General features: G+C 68.0%; 20 protein-coding genes and 1 other RNA gene. 8 read left to right on the top strand and 13 right to left on the bottom strand.

All coding sequences use genetic code 11. The annotated features are described in order from the left end of the window. The first annotated feature begins 23 nt into the window (after nt 1-23). An RNA gene (ffs, locus tag PRL19_RS08440) (signal recognition particle sRNA small type) lies at nt 24-120 on the top strand. A gap of 102 nt (nt 121-222) precedes the next feature. Beyond that, entirely contained in the window at nt 223-309 is an 87-nt protein-coding gene (locus tag PRL19_RS15785) for a small membrane protein YohP (protein ID WP_127899305.1), read from the top strand. 79 nt (nt 310-388) lie between these two features. On the opposite strand, the gene pheT is transcribed toward PRL19_RS15785, so the two are convergent. Continuing rightward, on the bottom strand, nt 389-2,776 hold the full coding sequence (pheT, locus tag PRL19_RS08435; protein WP_273742617.1) for a phenylalanine--tRNA ligase subunit beta: 2,388 nt from the start codon (nt 2,774-2,776) through the stop codon (nt 389-391). A gap of 171 nt (nt 2,777-2,947) precedes the next feature. Here pheT and PRL19_RS08430 point away from each other — a divergent pair, with 171 nt between their 5' ends. From PRL19_RS08430 to PRL19_RS08420, 3 genes are all read left to right on the top strand, one after another. Then, nucleotides 2,948-4,174 (top strand): hypothetical protein, encoded by a 1,227-nt coding sequence (locus PRL19_RS08430; RefSeq protein ID WP_273742616.1) that lies wholly within the window; start codon nt 2,948-2,950, stop codon nt 4,172-4,174. Nucleotides 4,175-4,378: 204 nt separating this feature from the next. Then, nucleotides 4,379-4,678, top strand: coding sequence for a TM2 domain-containing protein (locus PRL19_RS08425; RefSeq protein ID WP_273744482.1), 300 nt, complete (start codon nt 4,379-4,381; stop codon nt 4,676-4,678). Between the two features lie 171 nt (nt 4,679-4,849). After that, nucleotides 4,850-5,164: a TM2 domain-containing protein gene (locus PRL19_RS08420; protein WP_239441282.1), complete on the top strand. Its 315-nt coding sequence runs from the start codon at nt 4,850-4,852 to the stop codon at nt 5,162-5,164. Between the two features lie 42 nt (nt 5,165-5,206). On the opposite strand, the gene pheS is transcribed toward PRL19_RS08420, so the two are convergent. From pheS to PRL19_RS08400, 4 genes are all read right to left on the bottom strand, one after another. Beyond that, nucleotides 5,207-6,289: a phenylalanine--tRNA ligase subunit alpha gene (pheS, locus tag PRL19_RS08415; RefSeq protein WP_127897976.1), complete on the bottom strand. Its 1,083-nt coding sequence runs from the start codon at nt 6,287-6,289 to the stop codon at nt 5,207-5,209. A gap of 75 nt (nt 6,290-6,364) precedes the next feature. Further along, nucleotides 6,365-7,771, bottom strand: a complete 1,407-nt coding sequence (locus tag PRL19_RS08410; RefSeq protein WP_194885138.1) for an alanine/glycine:cation symporter family protein — start codon at nt 7,769-7,771, stop codon at nt 6,365-6,367. Between the two features lie 63 nt (nt 7,772-7,834). Beyond that, nucleotides 7,835-9,190, bottom strand: a complete 1,356-nt coding sequence (locus tag PRL19_RS08405; protein ID WP_273742615.1) for a cytochrome P450 — start codon at nt 9,188-9,190, stop codon at nt 7,835-7,837. Nucleotides 9,191-9,246: 56 nt separating this feature from the next. Next, nucleotides 9,247-10,167, bottom strand: coding sequence for a LysR family transcriptional regulator ArgP (locus tag PRL19_RS08400; protein WP_273742614.1), 921 nt, complete (start codon nt 10,165-10,167; stop codon nt 9,247-9,249). A 91-nt stretch (nt 10,168-10,258) separates the two neighbouring features. Between PRL19_RS08400 and PRL19_RS08395 the strand changes: the two genes are divergently transcribed. Further along, nucleotides 10,259-10,867 (top strand): LysE/ArgO family amino acid transporter, encoded by a 609-nt coding sequence (locus PRL19_RS08395; protein WP_273742613.1) that lies wholly within the window; start codon nt 10,259-10,261, stop codon nt 10,865-10,867. A gap of 57 nt (nt 10,868-10,924) precedes the next feature. On the opposite strand, the gene PRL19_RS08390 is transcribed toward PRL19_RS08395, so the two are convergent. From PRL19_RS08390 to pyk, 5 genes are all read right to left on the bottom strand, one after another. Further along, complete coding sequence (locus PRL19_RS08390; protein WP_045981490.1) at nt 10,925-11,107, bottom strand: CsbD family protein; 183 nt, start codon at nt 11,105-11,107, stop codon at nt 10,925-10,927. Nucleotides 11,108-11,232: 125 nt separating this feature from the next. Next, nucleotides 11,233-11,592, bottom strand: coding sequence for a 50S ribosomal protein L20 (gene rplT, locus PRL19_RS08385; RefSeq protein ID WP_045981489.1), 360 nt, complete (start codon nt 11,590-11,592; stop codon nt 11,233-11,235). Nucleotides 11,593-11,607: 15 nt separating this feature from the next. Beyond that, a complete protein-coding gene (gene rpmI / locus PRL19_RS08380) occupies nt 11,608-11,808 on the bottom strand; it encodes a 50S ribosomal protein L35 (protein WP_042244892.1) in 201 nt (66 codons plus the stop codon). Nucleotides 11,809-11,916: 108 nt separating this feature from the next. Further along, complete coding sequence (locus PRL19_RS08375) at nt 11,917-12,141, bottom strand: hypothetical protein (protein WP_045981488.1); 225 nt, start codon at nt 12,139-12,141, stop codon at nt 11,917-11,919. A 30-nt stretch (nt 12,142-12,171) separates the two neighbouring features. Next, complete coding sequence (pyk, locus tag PRL19_RS08370; RefSeq protein WP_046000136.1) at nt 12,172-13,617, bottom strand: pyruvate kinase; 1,446 nt, start codon at nt 13,615-13,617, stop codon at nt 12,172-12,174. A gap of 98 nt (nt 13,618-13,715) precedes the next feature. Between pyk and PRL19_RS08365 the strand changes: the two genes are divergently transcribed. Next, nucleotides 13,716-14,468 carry an N-formylglutamate amidohydrolase gene (locus tag PRL19_RS08365; RefSeq protein ID WP_045981486.1) on the top strand — a complete coding sequence of 251 codons (753 nt, stop codon included), beginning with the start codon at nt 13,716-13,718 and terminating at the stop codon, nt 14,466-14,468. A gap of 50 nt (nt 14,469-14,518) precedes the next feature. Here the strand turns inward: PRL19_RS08365 and PRL19_RS08360 are convergent, their stop codons facing one another. Beyond that, nucleotides 14,519-15,379: a D-amino-acid transaminase gene (locus PRL19_RS08360; RefSeq protein WP_273742612.1), complete on the bottom strand. Its 861-nt coding sequence runs from the start codon at nt 15,377-15,379 to the stop codon at nt 14,519-14,521. Nucleotides 15,380-15,543: 164 nt separating this feature from the next. Between PRL19_RS08360 and PRL19_RS08355 the strand changes: the two genes are divergently transcribed. Next, entirely contained in the window at nt 15,544-16,500 is a 957-nt protein-coding gene (locus tag PRL19_RS08355) for an L-malyl-CoA/beta-methylmalyl-CoA lyase (protein WP_046000134.1), read from the top strand. Between the two features lie 828 nt (nt 16,501-17,328). Here the strand turns inward: PRL19_RS08355 and PRL19_RS08350 are convergent. Further along, entirely contained in the window at nt 17,329-18,231 is a 903-nt protein-coding gene (locus PRL19_RS08350) for a TIGR02186 family protein (protein ID WP_273742611.1), read from the bottom strand. Beyond that, nucleotides 18,228-19,142: a sulfite exporter TauE/SafE family protein gene (locus PRL19_RS08345; RefSeq protein ID WP_045981483.1), complete on the bottom strand. Its 915-nt coding sequence runs from the start codon at nt 19,140-19,142 to the stop codon at nt 18,228-18,230. Before PRL19_RS08345 ends, PRL19_RS08350 begins: the two co-directional genes overlap by 4 nt. Between the last annotated feature and the right edge of the window lie 58 nt (nt 19,143-19,200).

Below are 19,200 nucleotides of genomic sequence, written 5' to 3'. Positions count from 1 at the left end.
GCGACCATCCTATCTGTGCGCCCGAGAGGTTGGCGCGGGCAAGCGCCTCGCCAAATCGGTCAGGTCCGGAAGGAAGCAGCCGTAACGAGTCCCGCATGGGTCGTTGTCCAGCCTCTCACCGTTTTCCGGCATGATCATCCGGTTTTCCTGCACCGCGCGGCCCGTGCCGGGGAACAACAGCGCGCCTTTCCGGTTGTCCTGCGTAACAAACAGGAGACCGACATGCTCAAGTTCATCGGCGGCGCCGCCGGCATCATCTTCATCATCGGCCTGCTGGTCGTGATCGGCATCCTGTCGCTGATCTTCTGAGACGCGCCAGACGGCCGACATGAAAAGACCCCGCCCGGACAACCGGGCGGGGTCTTTTCATGTCCGTGACCGGGGTGGATCAGGCGCGCAGGCGGCCGCCCGTGGCCTTTTCGACCTTCTCGACGATCTTGCGGCTGACCGCCTCGATATCGGCATCGGTCAGCGTCTTGTCGCGCGGCTGCAGGCGCACGGTGATGGCCAGCGATTTCTGGCCGCCCTCCAGCCCCTGGAACTGGTCAAAGACGGACACGCCTGCGATCAGCGCCTTGTCGGCCCCGGCGGCGGCGTTGACCAGGGTCAGCGCCTCGACCCCCGCATCCACGACGAAGGCGAAATCGCGATCGACGGCCTGCAGTTCGGACAGCTCCAGCGCGGGGCGCGTGGGCGTCTTGACCTTGGGGAAGGGCACCGCGGCCAGCTGGATCGTGAAGCCCACGGCCGGCCCCTTGACGTCCATCTGGCGCAGGACCTTGGGGTGGATCTCGCCGAAGGTTGCCAGCACGTTCGGCCCGAGCGCGATGTTGCCCGCACGCCCCGGATGCCACCAGCCATCCAGCTTGCGGTTGATCTGCGCACGCGCAGGCGCGCCGACGGCGTTCAGGATCGCCTCGGCATCGGCCTTGGCGTCATAGAGGTCCACCTTGCGGCGGCTGCCGAAGGGGTCGCGCGGCGCGGTCTGGCCGACCAGCAGCCCGCTGATGCGGACCGCCTGCTCGCCCGGCTCTCCGCCCGAAAAGACCGGGCCCAGCTCGAACAGCGCCAGATCGGCGAAGCCGCGCGCCTGGTTGCGCGCCGCGGCCTGCAGCAGGCCGGGCAGCAGGTCGGGGCGCAGATGGCTCATCTCGCTGCTGATCGGGTTCTCGACGCGCACTGCATCATCCCCGCCGCCGAACAGCGCCGCCGAGGCCTGGTCGATGAAGCTGTAGGTCACGCATTCGTTGTAGCCCAAAGCCGCCGCCATGCGCCGCGCCGTCTTCTCGCGGACCTGCAGGGGCGTCAGCACGGGCTTTGGCACCCCGGCCTGGGCCCGCGGCAGGGGCTTGCCCTGCAGCTTGGTCAGGCTGGCGATGCGGGCGATCTCCTCGACCAGATCGGCCTCGCCCAGCACGTCGGGACGCCAGGAGGGGACATGCGCCATCTCGCCCTCCAGCCGGAAGCCCAGGGCTTCCAGCGTGGCGCGCTGATCGGCCTCGTCGATATCCATGCCGACCAGGCGGCTGGTGCGCGCGGGGTCCAGGCGATAGGCGCGGCCCGTGTCGGGCAGCGCGCCGGCACTCACCACCTCGGAGGCCTCGCCACCGCAGAGGTCCAGCACCATGCGCGTGGCCAGCTCCAGCCCCGGCAGGGTGAAGGCCGGGTCGATGCCGCGTTCAAAGCGATAGCGCGCATCGCTGTTGATCTTCAGCGCGCGGCCGGTGGCGGCGGTGCTGATCGGGTCAAAATAGGCGGCCTCGATGAAGACGTCGCGCGTCTTCTCGGACGCGCCAGATGCCGCGCCGCCCATGATGCCCGCGATGCTTTCGATGCCGTTGTCGTCGCAGATCACCACCGCGCCTTCGGGCAGGGCATAGGTCTTGTCGTCCAGCGCCACCAGCTCCTCTCCGGCCCGTGCGCCGCGCAGGATCAGGTCGCCCGCGACCTTGCCCGCGTCGAACACGTGCAGCGGCCGGTTCAGGTCGAAGGTGAAGAAGTTGGTGATGTCCACCAGCGCATTGATCGGGCGCAGGCCGATCGCGCGCAGGCGCTTCTGCAGCCAGGCGGGCGACGGGCCGTTCGTCACCCCCCGCACCACGCGGCCCGCAAAGAACGGCGCCTTGGCGGCCACGCCCGCGTCGATGGTCACCCCCACCGGGCAGGGAAAGGCGCCGGGCACCGCATCGACCGTCACGGCCTTCAACGTGCCCAAGCCGCGCGCCGCCAGGTCGCGGGCGACGCCGTGGACGCCCAGGGCGTCGGGGCGGTTCGGCGTGATCTTGATGTGGATCATCGGGTCGATCTTGTCCGGCGCGTTCTGCGCCAGCCAGTCGACGAAGCGCTGCCCGACCTCGCCGGACGGCAGCTCGATGATGCCGTCATGCTCTTCGGACAGCTCCAGCTCGCGTTCGGAGGCCATCATGCCGTGGCTTTCGACGCCGCGGATCTTGCCCACGCCAAGCGTCGTGTCGATGCCGGGGACGTAATCGCCGGGCTTGGCCAGCACGACCGTGATGCCCGCCCGCGCATTGGGCGCGCCGCAGACGATCTGCTTTTCGCCCTCGTCCGTCATCACCCGGCAGACGCGCAGGCGATCGGCATCGGGATGCTGTTCGGCATGATCGATCCGCGCCAGGGTAAAGGTCCCCAGCCTAGCGGCAGGGTCCGCGATCTCCTCGACCTCCAGGCCAAGATCGGTCAGCGCCTCGGCGATCTGGTCGATGGTCGCGGTGGTGTCGAGATGCTCCTTGAGCCAGGAGAGGGTGAACTTCATGGCGTCTGCCTTCCGGGTCGGCCCGCGCGGGGACTTTGCCGCCTTGAACCGTGCCATGCGTCCTGGGTCAAGCCGGATCAGCGGATTTCCCCGAATCCCCGGCCCGTCACCACGCTTGCCGGGCCCTGCGCAGGGTGCAACTGTAGCGCGAAGCAAACCGAAGGTGTCATCATGAGTCTCATGTCCCGTCTTGCCCCCCTGCCCCTCCTGCTGCTGGCAGCCCTGCCCGTGCAGGCGCAGGACGCCCCGGCCCAGCCGCAGTGTTCCGGTCAGCCCGCCACCTGGCTGGGCGACGATCCCGATGCCAGCGACATCACCGCGGCGGGGGCCGCGCTGTCGCGGCAGATGACCACGACCGCCGGCACCAACCCCTATGCGATGTTCCGGGTGACGGGCGACATGCAGCCCCTGCGGCTGGAGGCGATGTCGGACGGCGACCCGTCGATCAGGCTGGAAACCCCCGACGGCGACCTGCTGGCCGAGAATGACGATGCCGTCGGGCTGAATTCGCGGATCGAACAGTCCGTCGGACCGGGCGACTATTGCGTGCGGCTGATCCCCGTCGGGGACGCGGACATGACCGCGACCGTCCAGCTGACGCGTCCCGACATGCCCGCCCTGCTGGTCGGTCCCGTGGACACGACCATCGCCGCCTGCACTCTTGAAACGCCTGCCGAGACCCTGGGCCAGGGGCCGCTGAACGCCGCCCTGCCCGTTGAGGCGCAGACGGACGGCACCGTCCGCTATCTGCGATTCGCGCTGGACGGCAGCGCCTCCGTGACCCTGCGCGCGGTCAGCGACGGGCTGGACCCGAACATGATCCTGTTCGACGGGTCGGGCACGCAGATCGCCGCCAACGACGATGCCGACGGGTTGAACGCGCGCCTCGATTTCCCAAGCGGTCTGGCCGGGGGCGACTATTGCCTGGGTGTCGCGCCGATCTCCTCGGGCGAGGGCACGATCACCGTCAGCGTCGAGGCGCTGGACCGCGACAGCTATCTGCGCACCGCCTGGCGCAAGGGCGAGCTGGCACCGCCCAAGGATGGCGACTATCCGATGCAGGCCATCGACCTGGCCGCCGACCGCGAGACGGTCGTCCTGCAGGACGGCACCGCGCAATGGCTGACCTTCACCCTGGACCGAGAGACCGCGCTGATTGTCAGCGCCTATGGCGAACTGGTCGGCGTCGATGCCAAGCTGGCGCTGTTTTCACGGGACGGGGCTGTCGTGGTGCAGGCCGACGACCGGGACGGCAGCGTGGACGCCCGGTTGGGGCCGGTGGTGCTGGAACCCGGAGAGTACCGGATGGCGCTGACGGACGTGAACCGCCCCGACCAACCCGGCGCACCGATCCGCCCCGTGGGCCTGGTGTTCGAGCGGTTCGAGCGCGTCGACTGACCCCGGACGCTGTCGATCCCATCGGCCTGGGGCACGGCGCCGTGGTCGGCGGTGCTGCCGGAAGGCCGCGGGCATCGCGGGGTCACCGACCGCGCACAGGATCCGCCGGGTTCTGCGGTGCGGATCTTGCGTGGCCGCGGGGCGTTCCTATCTTTGCAATGCGCCCCGATGGCGGGCGCGACATGGAACAGGAGAGCCTTGCGGATGGATGTGCAGCGCGAATTGCTGATCGAGCAGCGGGTGGCCAACGAGGCGAAATCGCCGCTGATCGCCTATCTGCTGCTGATCTTCCTCTGGGGGTTCGGCTTGCACCGCATGTATTTGGGCCGCTGGATCAGCGGGTTCATCATGCTGGCCATTTGGGGCGTCGGCTGGCTGACGGTGCCGATCCTGATCGGCTGGCCCGCGGTGGGCTTTGTGGTGCTGTGGTGCATCATCGACCTGTTCCTGATCCCCGGAATGGTCCGCGCGGATCGCGAGGACATCCGTCGTCGGCTGCGGTGATGGCGCGCCGTTAACCTGAGGTTGAAGTTTCCGTGATCTGTAAAGGCGGCCCGTGCTAGGGTGGTCAACTATAGACATTCCCTTTTCAGATCCGGAGATTTCGACGTGCCCCTTGATACCCAACAGCGAATCCTTATCGAACAGCGTGTCACGAACGACACCAGGTCGCCCGTGATCGCCTATCTTCTGCTGGTTTTTCTGGGTGGATTCGGGGCGCACAGGTTCTATCTAGGCAAGACCGGCACGGCAGTCGCCATGCTGATCCTGTGGGTGCTGGGCTGGATGACGCTGATCCTCGGGGTCGGACTGATCATGCTGGCCGCAGTCGGGATTTGGGCGTTCGTCGATCTGTTCCTGATCCCCGGGATCATCAGGGCCGATCAGGACGCCCTGCGGCAGAGGCTGGCCGTGGAGTTCGGGGGTCATTCCGGACCGCACCCAACCGCCTTCCCCGCATCCGCACCGGGCGTTCCGTTCACCGCCTGACGTCCACGGCGCGCGCCCCTCGATCGCCAGGGCGCGCAGCCTTCAGCGCGACAACCCGCCGCTGACGCTCGGCACGTCGCCTGCTGCAAAGCCATAGTGGCGCAGCCAGCGCAGGTCGCTTTCGAAGAAGGCGCGCAGATCGGGGATGCCGTATTTCAGCATCGCGATGCGGTCGATGCCCATGCCAAAGGCAAAGCCCTGCCATTGATCCGGGTCGATCCCGCCAGAGCGCAGGACATGCGGATGCATCATCCCCGAACCCAGGATCTCCAGCCAGGAATTGCCCTCGCCGATCTTCAGCTGGCCGCCTTCCCAGGAACAGCGGATGTCCACCTCGGCCGAGGGTTCGGTGAAGGGGAAATGCGACGCGCGGAAGCGCAGCTCGACCGATGGCACCTCGAAGAAGGCCCGGCAGAATTCCTCCAGCGTCCATTTCAGATGCGCCATGCTGATGTCGCGGTCGATGGCCACGCCCTCGATCTGGTGGAACATCGGCGTGTGCGTCTGGTCCATGTCCATGCGATAGACGCGGCCCGGCGCGATCACGCGGACCGGGGCGCCGTGATCCTGCATGGCGCGGATCTGCACCGGCGACGTGTGGGTGCGCAGCACGTGCGGCGGACGGTCGTCGCCCGGGGCGCGGTGCATGAAGAAGGTGTCGTGCTCCTGCCGTGCGGGATGTTCGGGGGCGATGTTCAGGGCGTCGAAATTGTACCAGTCGCTTTCGACCTGCGGCCCTTCGGCGACGGCGAAACCCATGTCGGCGAAGATCGCCGTGACCTCGTCGGTGACCTGGCTGATCGGGTGGATCGACCCCTGGCGGCGCGGACGGCCCGGCAGGGTCACGTCCAGCCATTCGTCGCGCAGACGCGCGTCCAGCGCCGCATCCTCAAGCGCCAGCTTGCGCGCGCGCAGGGCGGCGTCGATCTCGTCGCGGATCTGGTTCAGCGCCTTGCCGGTGGTCTGGCGCTCCTCGGGGGACATGCGGCCCAGCTCGCGCATCATCAGGCTCAGCTCGCCCTTCTTGCCAAGCGCGGACAGGCGCACGTCCTCGATGGCCTGAGGGTCGGAGGCGGCAGAAATGCGGTCCAGCCATTGCTGGCGCAGGGGGGTCAGATCGTCCATCGCGGGGCCTTTCCTGGTTGCGCCCGCGTTAGCATGGCCGGGCGCGCGGGGTAAAGACCGCGCGCCCGTGCCGCCTTATTTCCAGATGTCGCGGTTCACGCCCGGCGCGATGCCGGGGTGATCGCCGATGCGGAAGGTCGGCTCGTGCCCGGCCTTGCGCTGGCGCAGATAGTCGCGGGTGACGACCGCGACGGTCCCCGACAGCGCGACGATGGCGATCAGGTTGATCGTGGCCATCAGCCCCATGCTGGCATCGGCGAAGTTGAAGACGGTCGTGACCGCCTGCAGCGAGCCCCAGACCACCATGCCCAGTGCCGCCAGCCGCAGGACCATGATGCCCGGCTTGCCCGCGCCCAGATAGACGATGGCGTTCTCGGCATAGGAATAGTTGCCGATGATCGAGGTGAAGGCGAAGAAGAAGATCGCCACCGCCACGAAGATCTGGCCGAAGCCGCCGAAATGGTCGGTCAGCGCGGCCTGGGTCAGGTTCACCCCGGTCAGCTGATCCGAGGGCATGACATCGGCCAGCAGGATCATCACCGCGGTCGCCGTGCAGACCAGGATGGTGTCGATGAAGACGCCCAGGGCCTGCACGAAGCCCTGGCTGGAGGGGTGATGCGGGTTAGGCACTGCCACCGCCGCGATGTTGGGGGCCGAGCCCATGCCGGCCTCGTTCGAGAAGAGACCACGCTTGACCCCGTTCAGCATGGCCGCCGCGACGCCGCCCGCGACCCCGCCCACGGTCTCCTGCAGGCCGAAGGCCGAACGCACGATGCCGCCCAGGATGCCCGGCACCTCGGTGATGTTCATCACCAGGATGACGACCGCCGCCAGCAGGTAGAGACCCGCCATGATCGGCACGATGAACTGGGCCGCCCGCGCGATCTGGGGGATGCCGCCGAAGATGATGATGCCCGACAGGATCGCCACGCCGATGCCGACCATGCCCGCGCCGATGCCGAAGGCGCCCTCGACCGCCTGCGCGATCGAGTTGGCCTGGACCGCGTTGAACACCAGGCCGAAGGCGACGATCAGCGCGACCGCGAACAGTGCGGCCAGCCAGGGCAGGCCCAGGCCGCGGGCGATGTATTGCGCCGGTCCGCCGCGATACATCCCGTCCGACCCGTGCACCTTGTAAAGCTGCGCCAGCGTCGATTCCGCATAGGCTGTGGCCATGCCGACCAGTGCCACCATCCACATCCAGAAGATCGCGCCCGGCCCGCCCAGCGTCAGCGCCACAGCGACCCCCGCGATGTTGCCAGTGCCCACGCGGCTGGCCAGCGACACCGACAGCGCCTGGAACGGGGTAATTCCGTCCTTGTCCGTCTCTCCCGATCCGCGCACGCAGCGCCACATCTCGGCAAAGTGGACGAACTGCAGGAAGCCCAGGCGCAGGGTGAAGTAGATGCCCACGGCCAGCAGGCCGTAGATCAGCACATAGCCCCAGAAGATGGTGTTGAGGAAATCGATGATGGCGGTCATGGCGTTCTCCGCTGCCTTTTCAAGGGGCAGTCTGTAACAGCCATGTGAGCAATCGCAAGCCGCTTAGTCGCGGGGCGTCACGGTCAGCCAGACCCCGCCTTCGGGGCGCAGCGTCAGGATCATGCGCGGCTGCGGCTCTCGCCCCGGCACGCGGGCAAAGCGAAATCGCGCCAGCAGCGTCGACAGGATGATCACCGCCTCCTGCAGGGCAAAGCTGGCGCCGATGCAGATGCGCGGCCCCGCGCCGAAGGGCAGGAACGCATATCGGTCGGGCGCGCTCAGAAAGCGGTCGGGGTCGAAGGCGTCGGGCCGGTCCCACAGCAGGTGATGCCGGTGCAGCGCATAGATCGGCATCATGACCGTATCGCCGGGATTGATCTGGCGCCCGCACAGCGTGTCGCGGGCCTGGGCGGTGCGCGACAGGAAGGCCGCGGGCGGGTACAGGCGCAACGTCTCGTTCACGATGCGCATGGTCAGGGGAAGCGCGCCCAGATCGGCGGCGGTGGCGGCGCGGTCGCCCAAGGCACGGCGCGCCTCCTCGGCGGCGGCCTCCTGGATGTCGGGTGCGAAGGCCATCAGGTACAGCGCCCATGCCAGCGTCAAGGCGGTCGTCTCGTGCCCCGCCACGATGAAGGTCAGCAGGTTGTCGCGCAGTTCGTCGCGGGTCATCGTGCGCCCGGTCTCGGGGTCCTGCGCGACCAGCAGCAGGTCCAGCAGGTCGGGCGGCCCGTGCTTTTCGGCGGCCTGCGCGCGAGCGGCGATGGACTGGTCCGCGATGGCCTTCATCCGCTTCAGCCCTGGGCCGGAAAACAGCCGCCCCGGCCGCGGCAGCCAGGCGGGCAGGCCCAGCACGTCCATCAGCGACAGTTTGGCCGTCTGCGCGATATAGGCGTCGATTGACTGATGCACCGCATCGCGGTCGAACATCCCGTCGCCGGAAAAGGTCACATCGGAAATCACGTCGAAGGTGGCGGCCACCGTCTCCTGGAACAGATCGACCGGACCGCGCGCGCCCGCCAGACGGCGGCAGGACGCCTCGGCGGCGGCGGTCATCACGGGGCCAAGCGCCTCGACATGGCGTTGTGCAAAGGCCGGGGCGGCGGCGCGGCGCTGCCAGCGCCAATGCGCACCCTCGGCCACGAACAGGCTGTCACCGATGGCCGGGTTCAGGATCAGCTTGGTCGTAACCGATTTCGGATAGTCGTCCAGCTTCTCCTTGAGGATCCGGCGCAGGGCGGTCGGGTCCATCACCATGTGCCAACTGACGCCGGTCTTGCCCGACACGATGGGCTGGCGCGTGGCGATGGCAGGGATCAGTTCCAGCACGTTGCGGCGCGCGGTCATGGCCGTGCCCCACAGGCCAAGGGGGACGGTCGCCAACGGCACCTTGGCGGGATCGGCTTGGGGCAGGTCGAACATGGCGGCGGCCTCTGGCTGGGGCTGTCCTACAAAGCTGGGGCCGCGGGGGCTGCGGGTCAACCGTTGGACAGCGGCCCAGATGTCGCGGGCAGCAGGGCTGCGGCCGCCGCCGCCTGCACCGCGCGCGTCAGCCCGGACAGCCGGTCCTCAGCCAGCCGCCCGATCTGCCAGTACAGCGACACGTCCAGCGGCGTGTCCGGCACCATCTGCACCAGCCTACCCGAGGCCAGGTCATCCGCCACCAGCATCTCGGGGTTCAGCCCCCAGCCCAGCCCCGCGCGGCACGCATCCACGAAACCTTGGGTCGAGGCCAGGCCATGCGCGGGCAGCACCGGCGATTGCCCCGTGACCTGTCGGACCCAAGCCAGCTGCAGCCCGTCCTTGCGATCAAAGGCCAGCGCCGGCGCACGGGCCAGCGCCGCCGCCGTCACCCCGTCAGGGAAATGCCGCCGCATGAAATCGGGGCTGGCCGTCGCGTGATAGCGCAGCCGCCCCAGGGGCCGCACCGCGCAGCCCTGCACCGGGCTGTCCAGCGATGTCACGGCGGCCAGCACCCTGCCCTGCCGCAGCCCGTCGGCGGTGTGCTGTTCGTCGTCGATGGCGATCTGGAACAGGTGCCCGCTGTCGCGCGCATGGGCGGCCAGGGCGGGCATCAGCCAGGTGCCCAAGCTGTCGGCATTCGTCGCGATCGTCACCGTGACCCGCGCGGCATCCCCGTCGGCCACCCCCGGCAGGTGCTGCGCCAATGTCTGTTCCAGCATGCCCACATGGTCCATGTGGCGGCACAGGCGGGCTCCGGCTTCGGTCGCGGTACAGGGCTGTCCGCGACGGATCAGGACGGTGCCCAACCGCTCCTCCAGATTGCGGACCCGCTGCGAGATCGCCGAAGGCGTCACCCCAAGAGCCCGCGCCGCGGCCTCGAAGCTGCCGGTCCGCACGATCGTCGCAACGGCACGGGCAGCGGCATAATCCAGCATCAGTTTTCCTTACCCGGCCTTAGCAGCATGAGTTTGTCTAATCCGGCAGGGGCGACTAGATCAACCGCGACCCCATGACCGGAGACGCCCCATGAGCCCTGCGATCTTTCTGACCGGCCTGATGACGGGCCTCAGCCTGATCGTGGCGATCGGTGCGCAAAACGCCTTCGTGCTGCGCCAGGGCCTGAGCGGGGATCACGTGCTGGCGGTCTGCCTGACCTGCGCGCTGTCGGATGCGGTGCTGATCGTGCTGGGCGTCACCAGCTTTGGCCGCATCGCGCAGTTGCTGCCCTGGATCGACCCGGTGATGCGCGTGGCAGGGGCGGCGTTCCTGATCTGGTACGGGGCGCGCAGCCTGCGCGCGGCGATCAGCGCGACCGGGGCGCTGGAGGCAGGCGGCGGGCGCGGACCGGGCGGGCTGCGGCGAACGGTTCTGGCCTGCTTGGCGCTGACATGGCTGAACCCGCATGTCTATCTGGACACGGTCGTGCTGTTGGGCACGATCTCGACCCGGTTCGCGGGGGACCGCGACGCGTTCGCGGCGGGCGCGGTGACGGGGTCGTTCCTGTTCTTCTTCGCCCTGGGCTATGGCGCCGCCTGGCTGCGGCCGGTCTTTGCCAACCCCACCGCCTGGCGCATCCTGGAGGCGGTGATCGCCGTCGTCATGTGGTCCATCGCCGCCAAGCTGCTGCTGGGGTGACGCACCACATGAAAAAGGCCCCGAAATCGCGGGGCCTTTCCAGACAATGGATGACGATCAGATGTCGTCGCCCAGCTTGCCCTTGACGGTGCCCGACACGTTCTGTGCGGTCCCCTTGGCCTGCTGGGCCTTGCCTTCGGCTTCCAGACGCTCGTTGTCGGTCATCTTGCCGATGCCCTCCTTGACGTTGCCTGCCAGCTTGTTCCCTGCGGCTTTCGCCTTGTCGGTCATCTCGCCCATGGGGATCTCCTTGATGGGTGTGTCTCTGTGGGGGATGAACGCCCGACACGCATGCGGGTTCCGCGCATGACAAAGGCCCGCCCCCGGATCGGGAACGGGCCTCTGCGGCAATGCGGTGGCCGCGATCAGGCGGCGGCTTTGGCCTGTGCCACGATCGCGCCGAACGCGTCGGGTTCGTTCACGGCCAGGTCGGCCAGAACCTTGCGGTCAACCTCGATGCCGGCTTTCGACAGCAGGTTGATGAAGCGCGAATAGGTCATCTCGGCATCGACGGCGCGGACGGCGGCGTTGATCCGCTGGATCCACAGCGCGCGGAAGTTGCGCTTGCGGTTCTTGCGGTCGCGGGTCGCGTACTGGTTGGCCTTGTCGACGGCCTGGGTGGCGGTGCGGAAGTTGCGCGAGCGCGCGCCATAGTAGCCCTTGGCTTGATCAAGGACTTTCTTGTGACGGGCGTGGGTCACCTTGCCGGATTTAACGCGGGACATGTGTGGTTCTCCTGATCAGCGAGCGTAGGGCATGTATTTCTTGACGATCTTGGCATCCGCATCCGACAGGATGGTGGTGCCGCGCGCGTCGCGAATGAACTTGGTCGTGCGCTTGATCATGCCGTGGCGCTTGCCGGCCTGACCTGCCTTGACCTTGCCCGAGGCCGTCATCGAGAACCGCTTCTTGGCAGCGGATTTGGTCTTCATCTTCGGCATTTTCATCTCCTTCATCAGAGTGAACGCGCGGCTCGGCAATGCCATGTCGGCCGGCCGCACGGGAACGGAAGCGTCGCCTTACACAGGCGCGCGGGAATGCGCAAGGGGTCAGGACGCGGGCGCGCCGCCGGTGACCGTGTCCAGCGCGGCCGGGATGTCGGCCGGGCTGAAGGGTTCGGGATCCATCCAGGCCCCCGCGAACAGCAGCACGATCCCGCCCAAAAGCGCCAAGATCGCCGCGCGCGGCGGCTGCGTCTGCAGCAGCTGGACCACCGCAAGCACCACGGACAGAAGGCACAGGGCAACCCCTGCCAGCAAAAGAAGATCGGACATCACCACCCCCCGGGTTTCAAGGCCCCAGCGTTATTCCGGGTCGGTGGCGAAGATCAAGCGGTCATCGCAGGGGGCGATGCGCAGGATGTTCGTCGTGCCCGGCACGTTGAAGGGCACGCCCGCCATCACCACGACCTGCCGCGTCTCATCGGCAAAGCCGTATTCGCGGGCGGCGCGGGTGCCGATGATCACGGCCTCCTTGAAGCGCGACATGCGCGGGGTCGTCACGCAATGCGTCCCCCAGGTCAGCACCATGCGGCGCGTGACCGTCAGGATCGGCGACAGCGCCAGGATCGGCACGCGGGGCCGTTCGCGGGCGATCAGGCTGATCGTCTTGCCGGACTGGCTGAAGGCGCAGATGGCGGCCACGTCGGTCGTCTCGGCGATCTCGCGCGCGGCGGTCACGATGGCGTCGGGGACCGACGACAGGCTGGCCTTGCGCGCCGCCTCGATGATCGAGCGATAGTTCGGGTCGGCCTCGACCGACCGGGCGACGTTGTCCATCGTGCGCACGGCCTCGACCGGGAAGCTGCCGGCGGCGCTCTCGGCGGACAGCATGACGGCGTCGGTGCCTTCATAGATGGCGTTGGCGACGTCGCTGACCTCGGCGCGGGTGGGCATCGGGCTGTCGATCATCGATTCCAGCATCTGCGTGGCCACGATCACCGGCTTGGCGGCGCTGCGGCACAGGCGGACCAGGCGCTTCTGGATCGGCGGCACCGAATGGACCGGCAGCTCGACGCCCAGGTCGCCGCGCGCGACCATGATCCCGTCGGACGCCTGCAGGATCTCGTCAAAGGCGCGCACGGCCGCGGGCTTCTCGATCTTGGACAGGATCGCGGCGCGACCCTTGGCCAGGGTCTTGGCCTCCTCGACGTCCTCGGCACGCTGGACAAAGGACAGGGCCAGCCAGTCCACGCCCAACTCGCAGGCGAATTCCAGGTCGGCGCGGTCCTTGTCCGACAGCGCGGCCAGCGGCAGCACCACGTCCGGGACGTTCACGCCCTTGCGGTCGCTGATCGCACCAGCGACCGTGACCACGCAATCGGCGAAATCGGGGCCGCATTTCTGCACCGTCAGGCGGATCTTGCCGTCGTTGACCAGCAGCTCCGACCCCTCGATCAGGGCCGCGAAGATCTCGGGGTGCGGCAACGAGACGCGGGTCGCATCGCCCAGATCAGGCGACAGGTCAAAGCGGAAATGATCGCCCACGGCCAGTTCGTGCGGCCCGGCGGCAAAGGGACCCACGCGCAGCTTGGGGCCCTGCAGGTCGGCCAGGATGGCGATGGGACGGCCCGTCTCGGCCTCGATCTCGCGGATCGTGTCGTGGCGTGCCCGGTGATCGTCATGGCTGCCATGGCTCATGTTCAGGCGGAACACGTCGGCCCCGGCATCGAACAGTGCGCGGATCATCTCTTTCGACGATGATGCCGGTCCCAGGGTTGCCACGATCTTCACGTTGCGATGTCGTCTCATCATCCCGCCCTTGTCTCAGGTTTAGCGCTATCTATGCCGCAAATGCCGATGGTCGGCAACTGGCGTCTGTCCGCCATCCGTCGTAGACAGCCTGCATCATGACCGATGACACGACAGCGACGCCCTTCCGCATCCTGGGTCAGGACCGCCCCTCGCGGTGGCTGATCACTTGCGATCACGCCACGAACCGCGTGCCCGATTGGGTCGGCGGCGGCACCCTGGGCATCGCGCCCGCCGACATGGCCCGGCACATCGCCTATGACGTCGGCGCGGCCGGGCTGACCGAACGGCTGGCCGAACGGCTGGACGCGCCCGCAATCCTGTCGGATTTCTCGCGCTTGGTGATCGATCCGAACCGCGGAGAGGACGACCCCACCCTGCTGATGCGGCTCTATGACGGCACGGTGATCCCGACGAACCGGCTGGCTGACGCGGCCGAACGCCAGCGCCGGCTGGACCGGCTGCACCGCCCCTATCACGCGGCGCTGGCCCGGGTCGCGGCGCTGCACCCGGACCGCTGCATCTGCGCCGTCCACAGCTTCACCCCGCAGCTGCGGGGGCGCCCGCCGCGGCCGTGGCAGGTCGGCATCCTTTATTCGCATGCCGATCCGCGCCTTGGCCCGGCGATGGTTGCGGCCTGCCGCGATCAGGGCTGGATCACCGGTGAGAACCAGCCCTATGACGGGCATCTGGACGGAGACAGCGTCGATCGCCACGCCTTGCGCCACGGCCGCCCGAACATGCTGATCGAGGTCCGCAACGACCTGATCGCCACCCCCGAAGGCCAGCAGATCTGGGCCGACAGGCTGGCGCCGGTGATCACGAAGGTGCTGGCCGACAGCGGGTTGTGACGACGCCGGGGGGTGCGGGGGGCTGGCCCCCCGCCGCCGCGGGACGCAACTCAGACCCCGGTCTTCAGGCTCTCCTCAAGATAGATCTCGCGCAGGCGCGTGGCCACCGGGCCAACCGTGCCCGCCCCCACGCGCGCCCCGTCGATCGACACGACCGGCATCACGAAGGCCGAGGCCGAGGTGATGAACGCCTCGTCCGCCGCCTGCGCCTCGGCGATGGTGAAGGCGCGCTCCTCGACCTGCATCTGCGCCTCGCGGGCAAAGCGCAGCACCGCCGCGCGGGTGATCCCGTGCAGGATGTCGTGGCTGAGTTCCCGCGTCACGATCGTGTTGCCCTTGACGATATAGGCGTTGTTCGAGGTTCCCTCGGTCACGCGCCCGTCCTCGACCATCCAGGCATCGTCCGCACCGCGCGCCTTGGCCTCCATCTTGGCCATCGACGGGTACAGCAGCTGCACCGTCTTGATGTCGCGCCGACCCCAGCGAAGGTCATCGACGCTGACGACGCTCCACCCGGTCTTGGCCGCGGGGGCGTCGGCCAGGCCGGGCTTCGATTGCGTGAACATCACCACCGTCGGCACCGTATCCGCCGACGGATAGGCAAAATCGCGATCACCCGGATTGCCGCGGGTCACCTGCAGATAGACCAGCCCGTCGGTGATGTCGTTCCGCGCCACCAGGTCGCGATGGGCGGCCAGATACGCGTCGTCCGACAGCGGATTGGCGATGGCCAGTTCCGACAGCGACCGCTTCAGCCGCACCATGTGCCCTTCGAAATCGATCAGCTTGCCGCCCAGCACGCTGACCACCTCATAGACGCCGTCGGCCATCAGGAACCCCCGGTCAAAGACCGATACCATGGCCTGATCCTCGGGGGTGTAATCGCCATTCACATAGACCGTCCGCGTCATCGCTGCCTCCGTGCCGTCGCGTGTTCGGGCCCGGTCCTGCGCCCAAAGCCCCGCTGCGTCAAGAACCGCGCCCGATGCCGCATTGCGGAAATAGGGCTTGCTGCAACCGCAGCGCAACATTATTACCGATGGCAGGCCCGAATCTTGTCGAACAGGACCCTGCCATGAGCTTTCGCCAACAGCCCCTGCCCCCCGCGCGCCTGAACCGCTGTCAGCTGTTCGGCCCCGGATCGCGCCCCGCGCTGTTCGCCAAGATGGCCGCCTCTGCCGCCGACGTGATCAACCTGGACCTGGAGGATTCGGTCGCGCCCGCCGACAAGGACCAGGCGCGCGCCAACATCATCGCGGCGATCAATGATGTCGACTGGGGCACCAAGACGCTGTCGGTGCGCATCAACGGGCTGGACACGCCCTTCTGGTACCGCGACGTGGTCGATCTGCTGGAACAGGCGGGTGATCGGCTGGACCAGATCATGATCCCCAAGGCGGGATGCGCGGCCGACATCTATGCCGTCGATGCGCTGGTCACCGCCATCGAACGCGCCAAGGGCCGTACCAAGCCAATCGCCTTCGAGGTCATCATCGAATCCGCCGCCGGCATCTGCCATGTCGAGGAGATCGCGGCCGCGTCCCCGCGCCTGCAGGCGATCAGCCTGGGCGCTGCCGATTTTGCGGCGTCGATGGGCATGGCCACCACCGGCATCGGCGGCACGCAGGAAAATTACTACATGATCCGGGACGGCCAGAAATACTGGCCCGATCCGTGGCACTGGGCCCAGACCGCCATCGTCGCGGCCTGCCGCACGCACGGGCTGCTGCCCGTGGACGGCCCCTTCGGCGACTTCAGCGACCCCGAGGGGTTCCGCGCGCAGGCCCTGCGCAGCGCCACATTGGGCATGGTCGGCAAGTGGGCCATCCATCCCAGCCAGATCGCGCTGGCCAACGAGGTGTTCTCGCCCAGCGAGGCCGCCGTCACCGAGGCGCGCGAGATCCTGGCCGCGATGGAGAAGGCCAAGGCCGAAGGCGCCGGCGCCACCGTCTACAAGGGCCGCCTGGTCGACATCGCGTCGATCAAGCAGGCCGAGGTGACCCTGCGCCAGTCCGACCTGATCGGCGCCTGAAGACCCCCCGCGGGCCGGACCAGTGGAGGGGGACGGCCCGCACCACAAGGGAGGAGAGGCCCCGCGAGCGATCGCGGGGCCTTATCGCATGACCGCGGGTGAGGCCTGCCGATGGCCGGACCATGGACGGTCCCGGCCACGGCAACCATCCCGGTCAGCCGCCCTGGACCTTGCCTCCCCTTGAACTCCAGCAGTACCGCCCACGGCGCATCCTGGTATGTCCGAAGGGTGACGCGACGCGCGCCGTCAACCGGCGCGCCGGCGCGGGCGTCGCCTTAGCGGGCGTAACCGCGTGGTGGCGGAAGCGCAAGCGCAGCGCGGTTCCTCATTCCCACGCATTGCTGTTCCTACCGCCATCCGGCCGATGCAGGTCCAAAGTCGGCTTGCCAGGGACAAAATGACCCTCTGGATTGCTCCCACCGATCAAACGCCGGAACAGTCCCGGTCCTCCGACGGGCCCGCCGTCGGTCACCCTGCAATATCGAGCACCGCCCTCCGCTGCCGCCGTCTGCGGTCTGTCGTCCAACATTAAATCTTGCACCGCCCGATGCCGTGCATTCGAGCGGGCTCCAAGCCTCCAGTTCCGCCTCGACGATCAACGACGTTGGGCCATAGGATACATTGACCACATGCGCCGGCCCGCCGGTCAGGCCGACTGATCGATCCCGCGGATGGCATACCCGGACGGCTCGACAGCCAGAAAGGCTGCAAACTGTATCATGCAGTGCCCCCGACGATTGCCACGTAAGCCCATCAAGACGTGCAGACGCGGGATTAACATTGCAGGGAGACCCTACGCCGCTGCCCCGCAGCCAAGATGATCGGCGATCACGCGCGCCGCAGCTTCCTGAACGCGGCCGAGGCGCCCCAGCCGGCGATCACCGCCACCGCCAGCGACATCAAGCCATAGAGCAGCGGCTGGTCGAAGGCCAAACGGTACAGCCAGCGTTCCAGGCCCACCTTGCGCACCTCGATCGCGGCGCCATAGGCGTCGATCACCGCCCCCTCGCGCAGCAGGAAGATGCGGGCGCGGTAATCGCCCTCGATCAGGTTGGCAGGCAGGCGGATGTCCGTGCGGAACAGCGTGTCCTCGACCAGGGTCACGGCCCCCTCCTCCATCCGGTAATGGCCGTTCTGCTGGCGCAGACGCAGCAGGGCCTGGGTATAGGGCAGCGTATCCTCGACCTCGGGGGCGCCGCCAAAGGCGCGCAGCACAAGCGGCAGCGAGATGCGGTACCGGTTGTCCCAGTCCGGCGCCAGGATGTCGTCCAGGGGCCGCGTCGTCGCCACCGCATAGAAGCTGGGCGCAGCCCCCACATCGACGCGTTCGGTGTTGACCCAGATGCCGAAGCGGCGGGCCTTCTGCCAGATGGTCAGGGGTTCGGACGGCGCCTCGATCGTCACGATCACGTCCAGCGGGCCGTCGGGAATCGGCGTCTCGCGCCGTACGGCGCCATAGATCAGAATGTCGCTGCCATCGAAGCTGGTCGTGATCGCCACGGCGCTGTTCGACAGTCCCGCCACCACCTGCTCCCCCCCCTGGTCGGCGGGGGCGACCGGATCGCCGCGCGGCGACCCCGGATCGGGGAACAGCGGCCAGACCTGGGGGGCGTCCACCGGGGGGATCAGGCCCGCATCCGGGTCCGTGGGCATGGTCGATCCCGCCCCTTGCGCCATCAGCGCACCGGGCAGCAGCGCCAGCATCATCGCCAGGACGACCCCCCGCATCATTGCCCCCGCGTGGTGATGACGAACAGGTCGTCAGGTGTCAGGAACAGGTCCAGCGCCAGCTTGCCGCAGACCGCCAGCACCAGAAGCGCCAGCAGGATGCGCAGCTGCTCGGCCCGCAGGCGTGCGCCCAGCGTGGTGCCGATCTGCGCGCCGATGACACCCCCCACGATCAGCAGCACCGCCAGCATCACATCGACCGTGTTGTAGCTGACCGCGTGCATCAGCGTGGTGAAGGCGGTCACGAAGGTGATCTGGAACAGCGACGTTCCCACCACGACCTTAGTGGGCATGCCCAGCAGATAGATCATCGCGGGCACCATGATGAAGCCGCCGCCGACGCCCATGATCGCGGCAAGAACCCCCACCGCGACCCCGACCAGAAGGGGCGGAATGACACTGATATAGAGGCCCGAGGCACGGAACTTGACCTTCAGCGGCCAGCGGTGGACCCACATGTGCTGGTGCAGGCGCCGCCGCCCCGTGGGATGGCGCGCGCGCAACAAGGCCCGCAGGCTCTCCTGCAGCATCATCGCGCCGATCAGGCCCAGGAAGACGACATAGCACAGCTGGACGACCAGCTCGACCTGGCCCAGCTGCTGCAGGATGTTGAAGACCACGACCCCCAGGCCCGATCCGACCATCCCGCCGGCCAACAGGACGCCCCCCATGCGGAAATCGACGGTCTTGCGCTTCATGTGCGCCAGCACGCCCGACACCGACGACGCGACCACCTGGTTCGCGCCGGTCGCCACCGCGATGGCGGGCGGGATGCCGATGAAGAACAGCAGTGGCGTGATCAGGAAGCCGCCACCGACGCCGAACAGGCCGGACATGACGCCCACCAGCCCGCCCAACCCCATCAGGGTGAAGGCGTTGACCGAGACTTCGGCGATGGGAAGAAAGATCTGCATCGCATCCCGGCCCGTTGCGCACCGTCCCACGATGCAACGCGGCGCGCCCGACGTCAAA

It is taken from the genome of Paracoccus marcusii, from assembly GCF_028621715.1.
GTDB classification, from domain to species: Bacteria; Pseudomonadota; Alphaproteobacteria; order Rhodobacterales; family Rhodobacteraceae; genus Paracoccus; species Paracoccus marcusii.
Note: the sequence above shows the minus strand (reverse complement) of the source record. Positions and strands in the feature narration are given on the sequence as shown.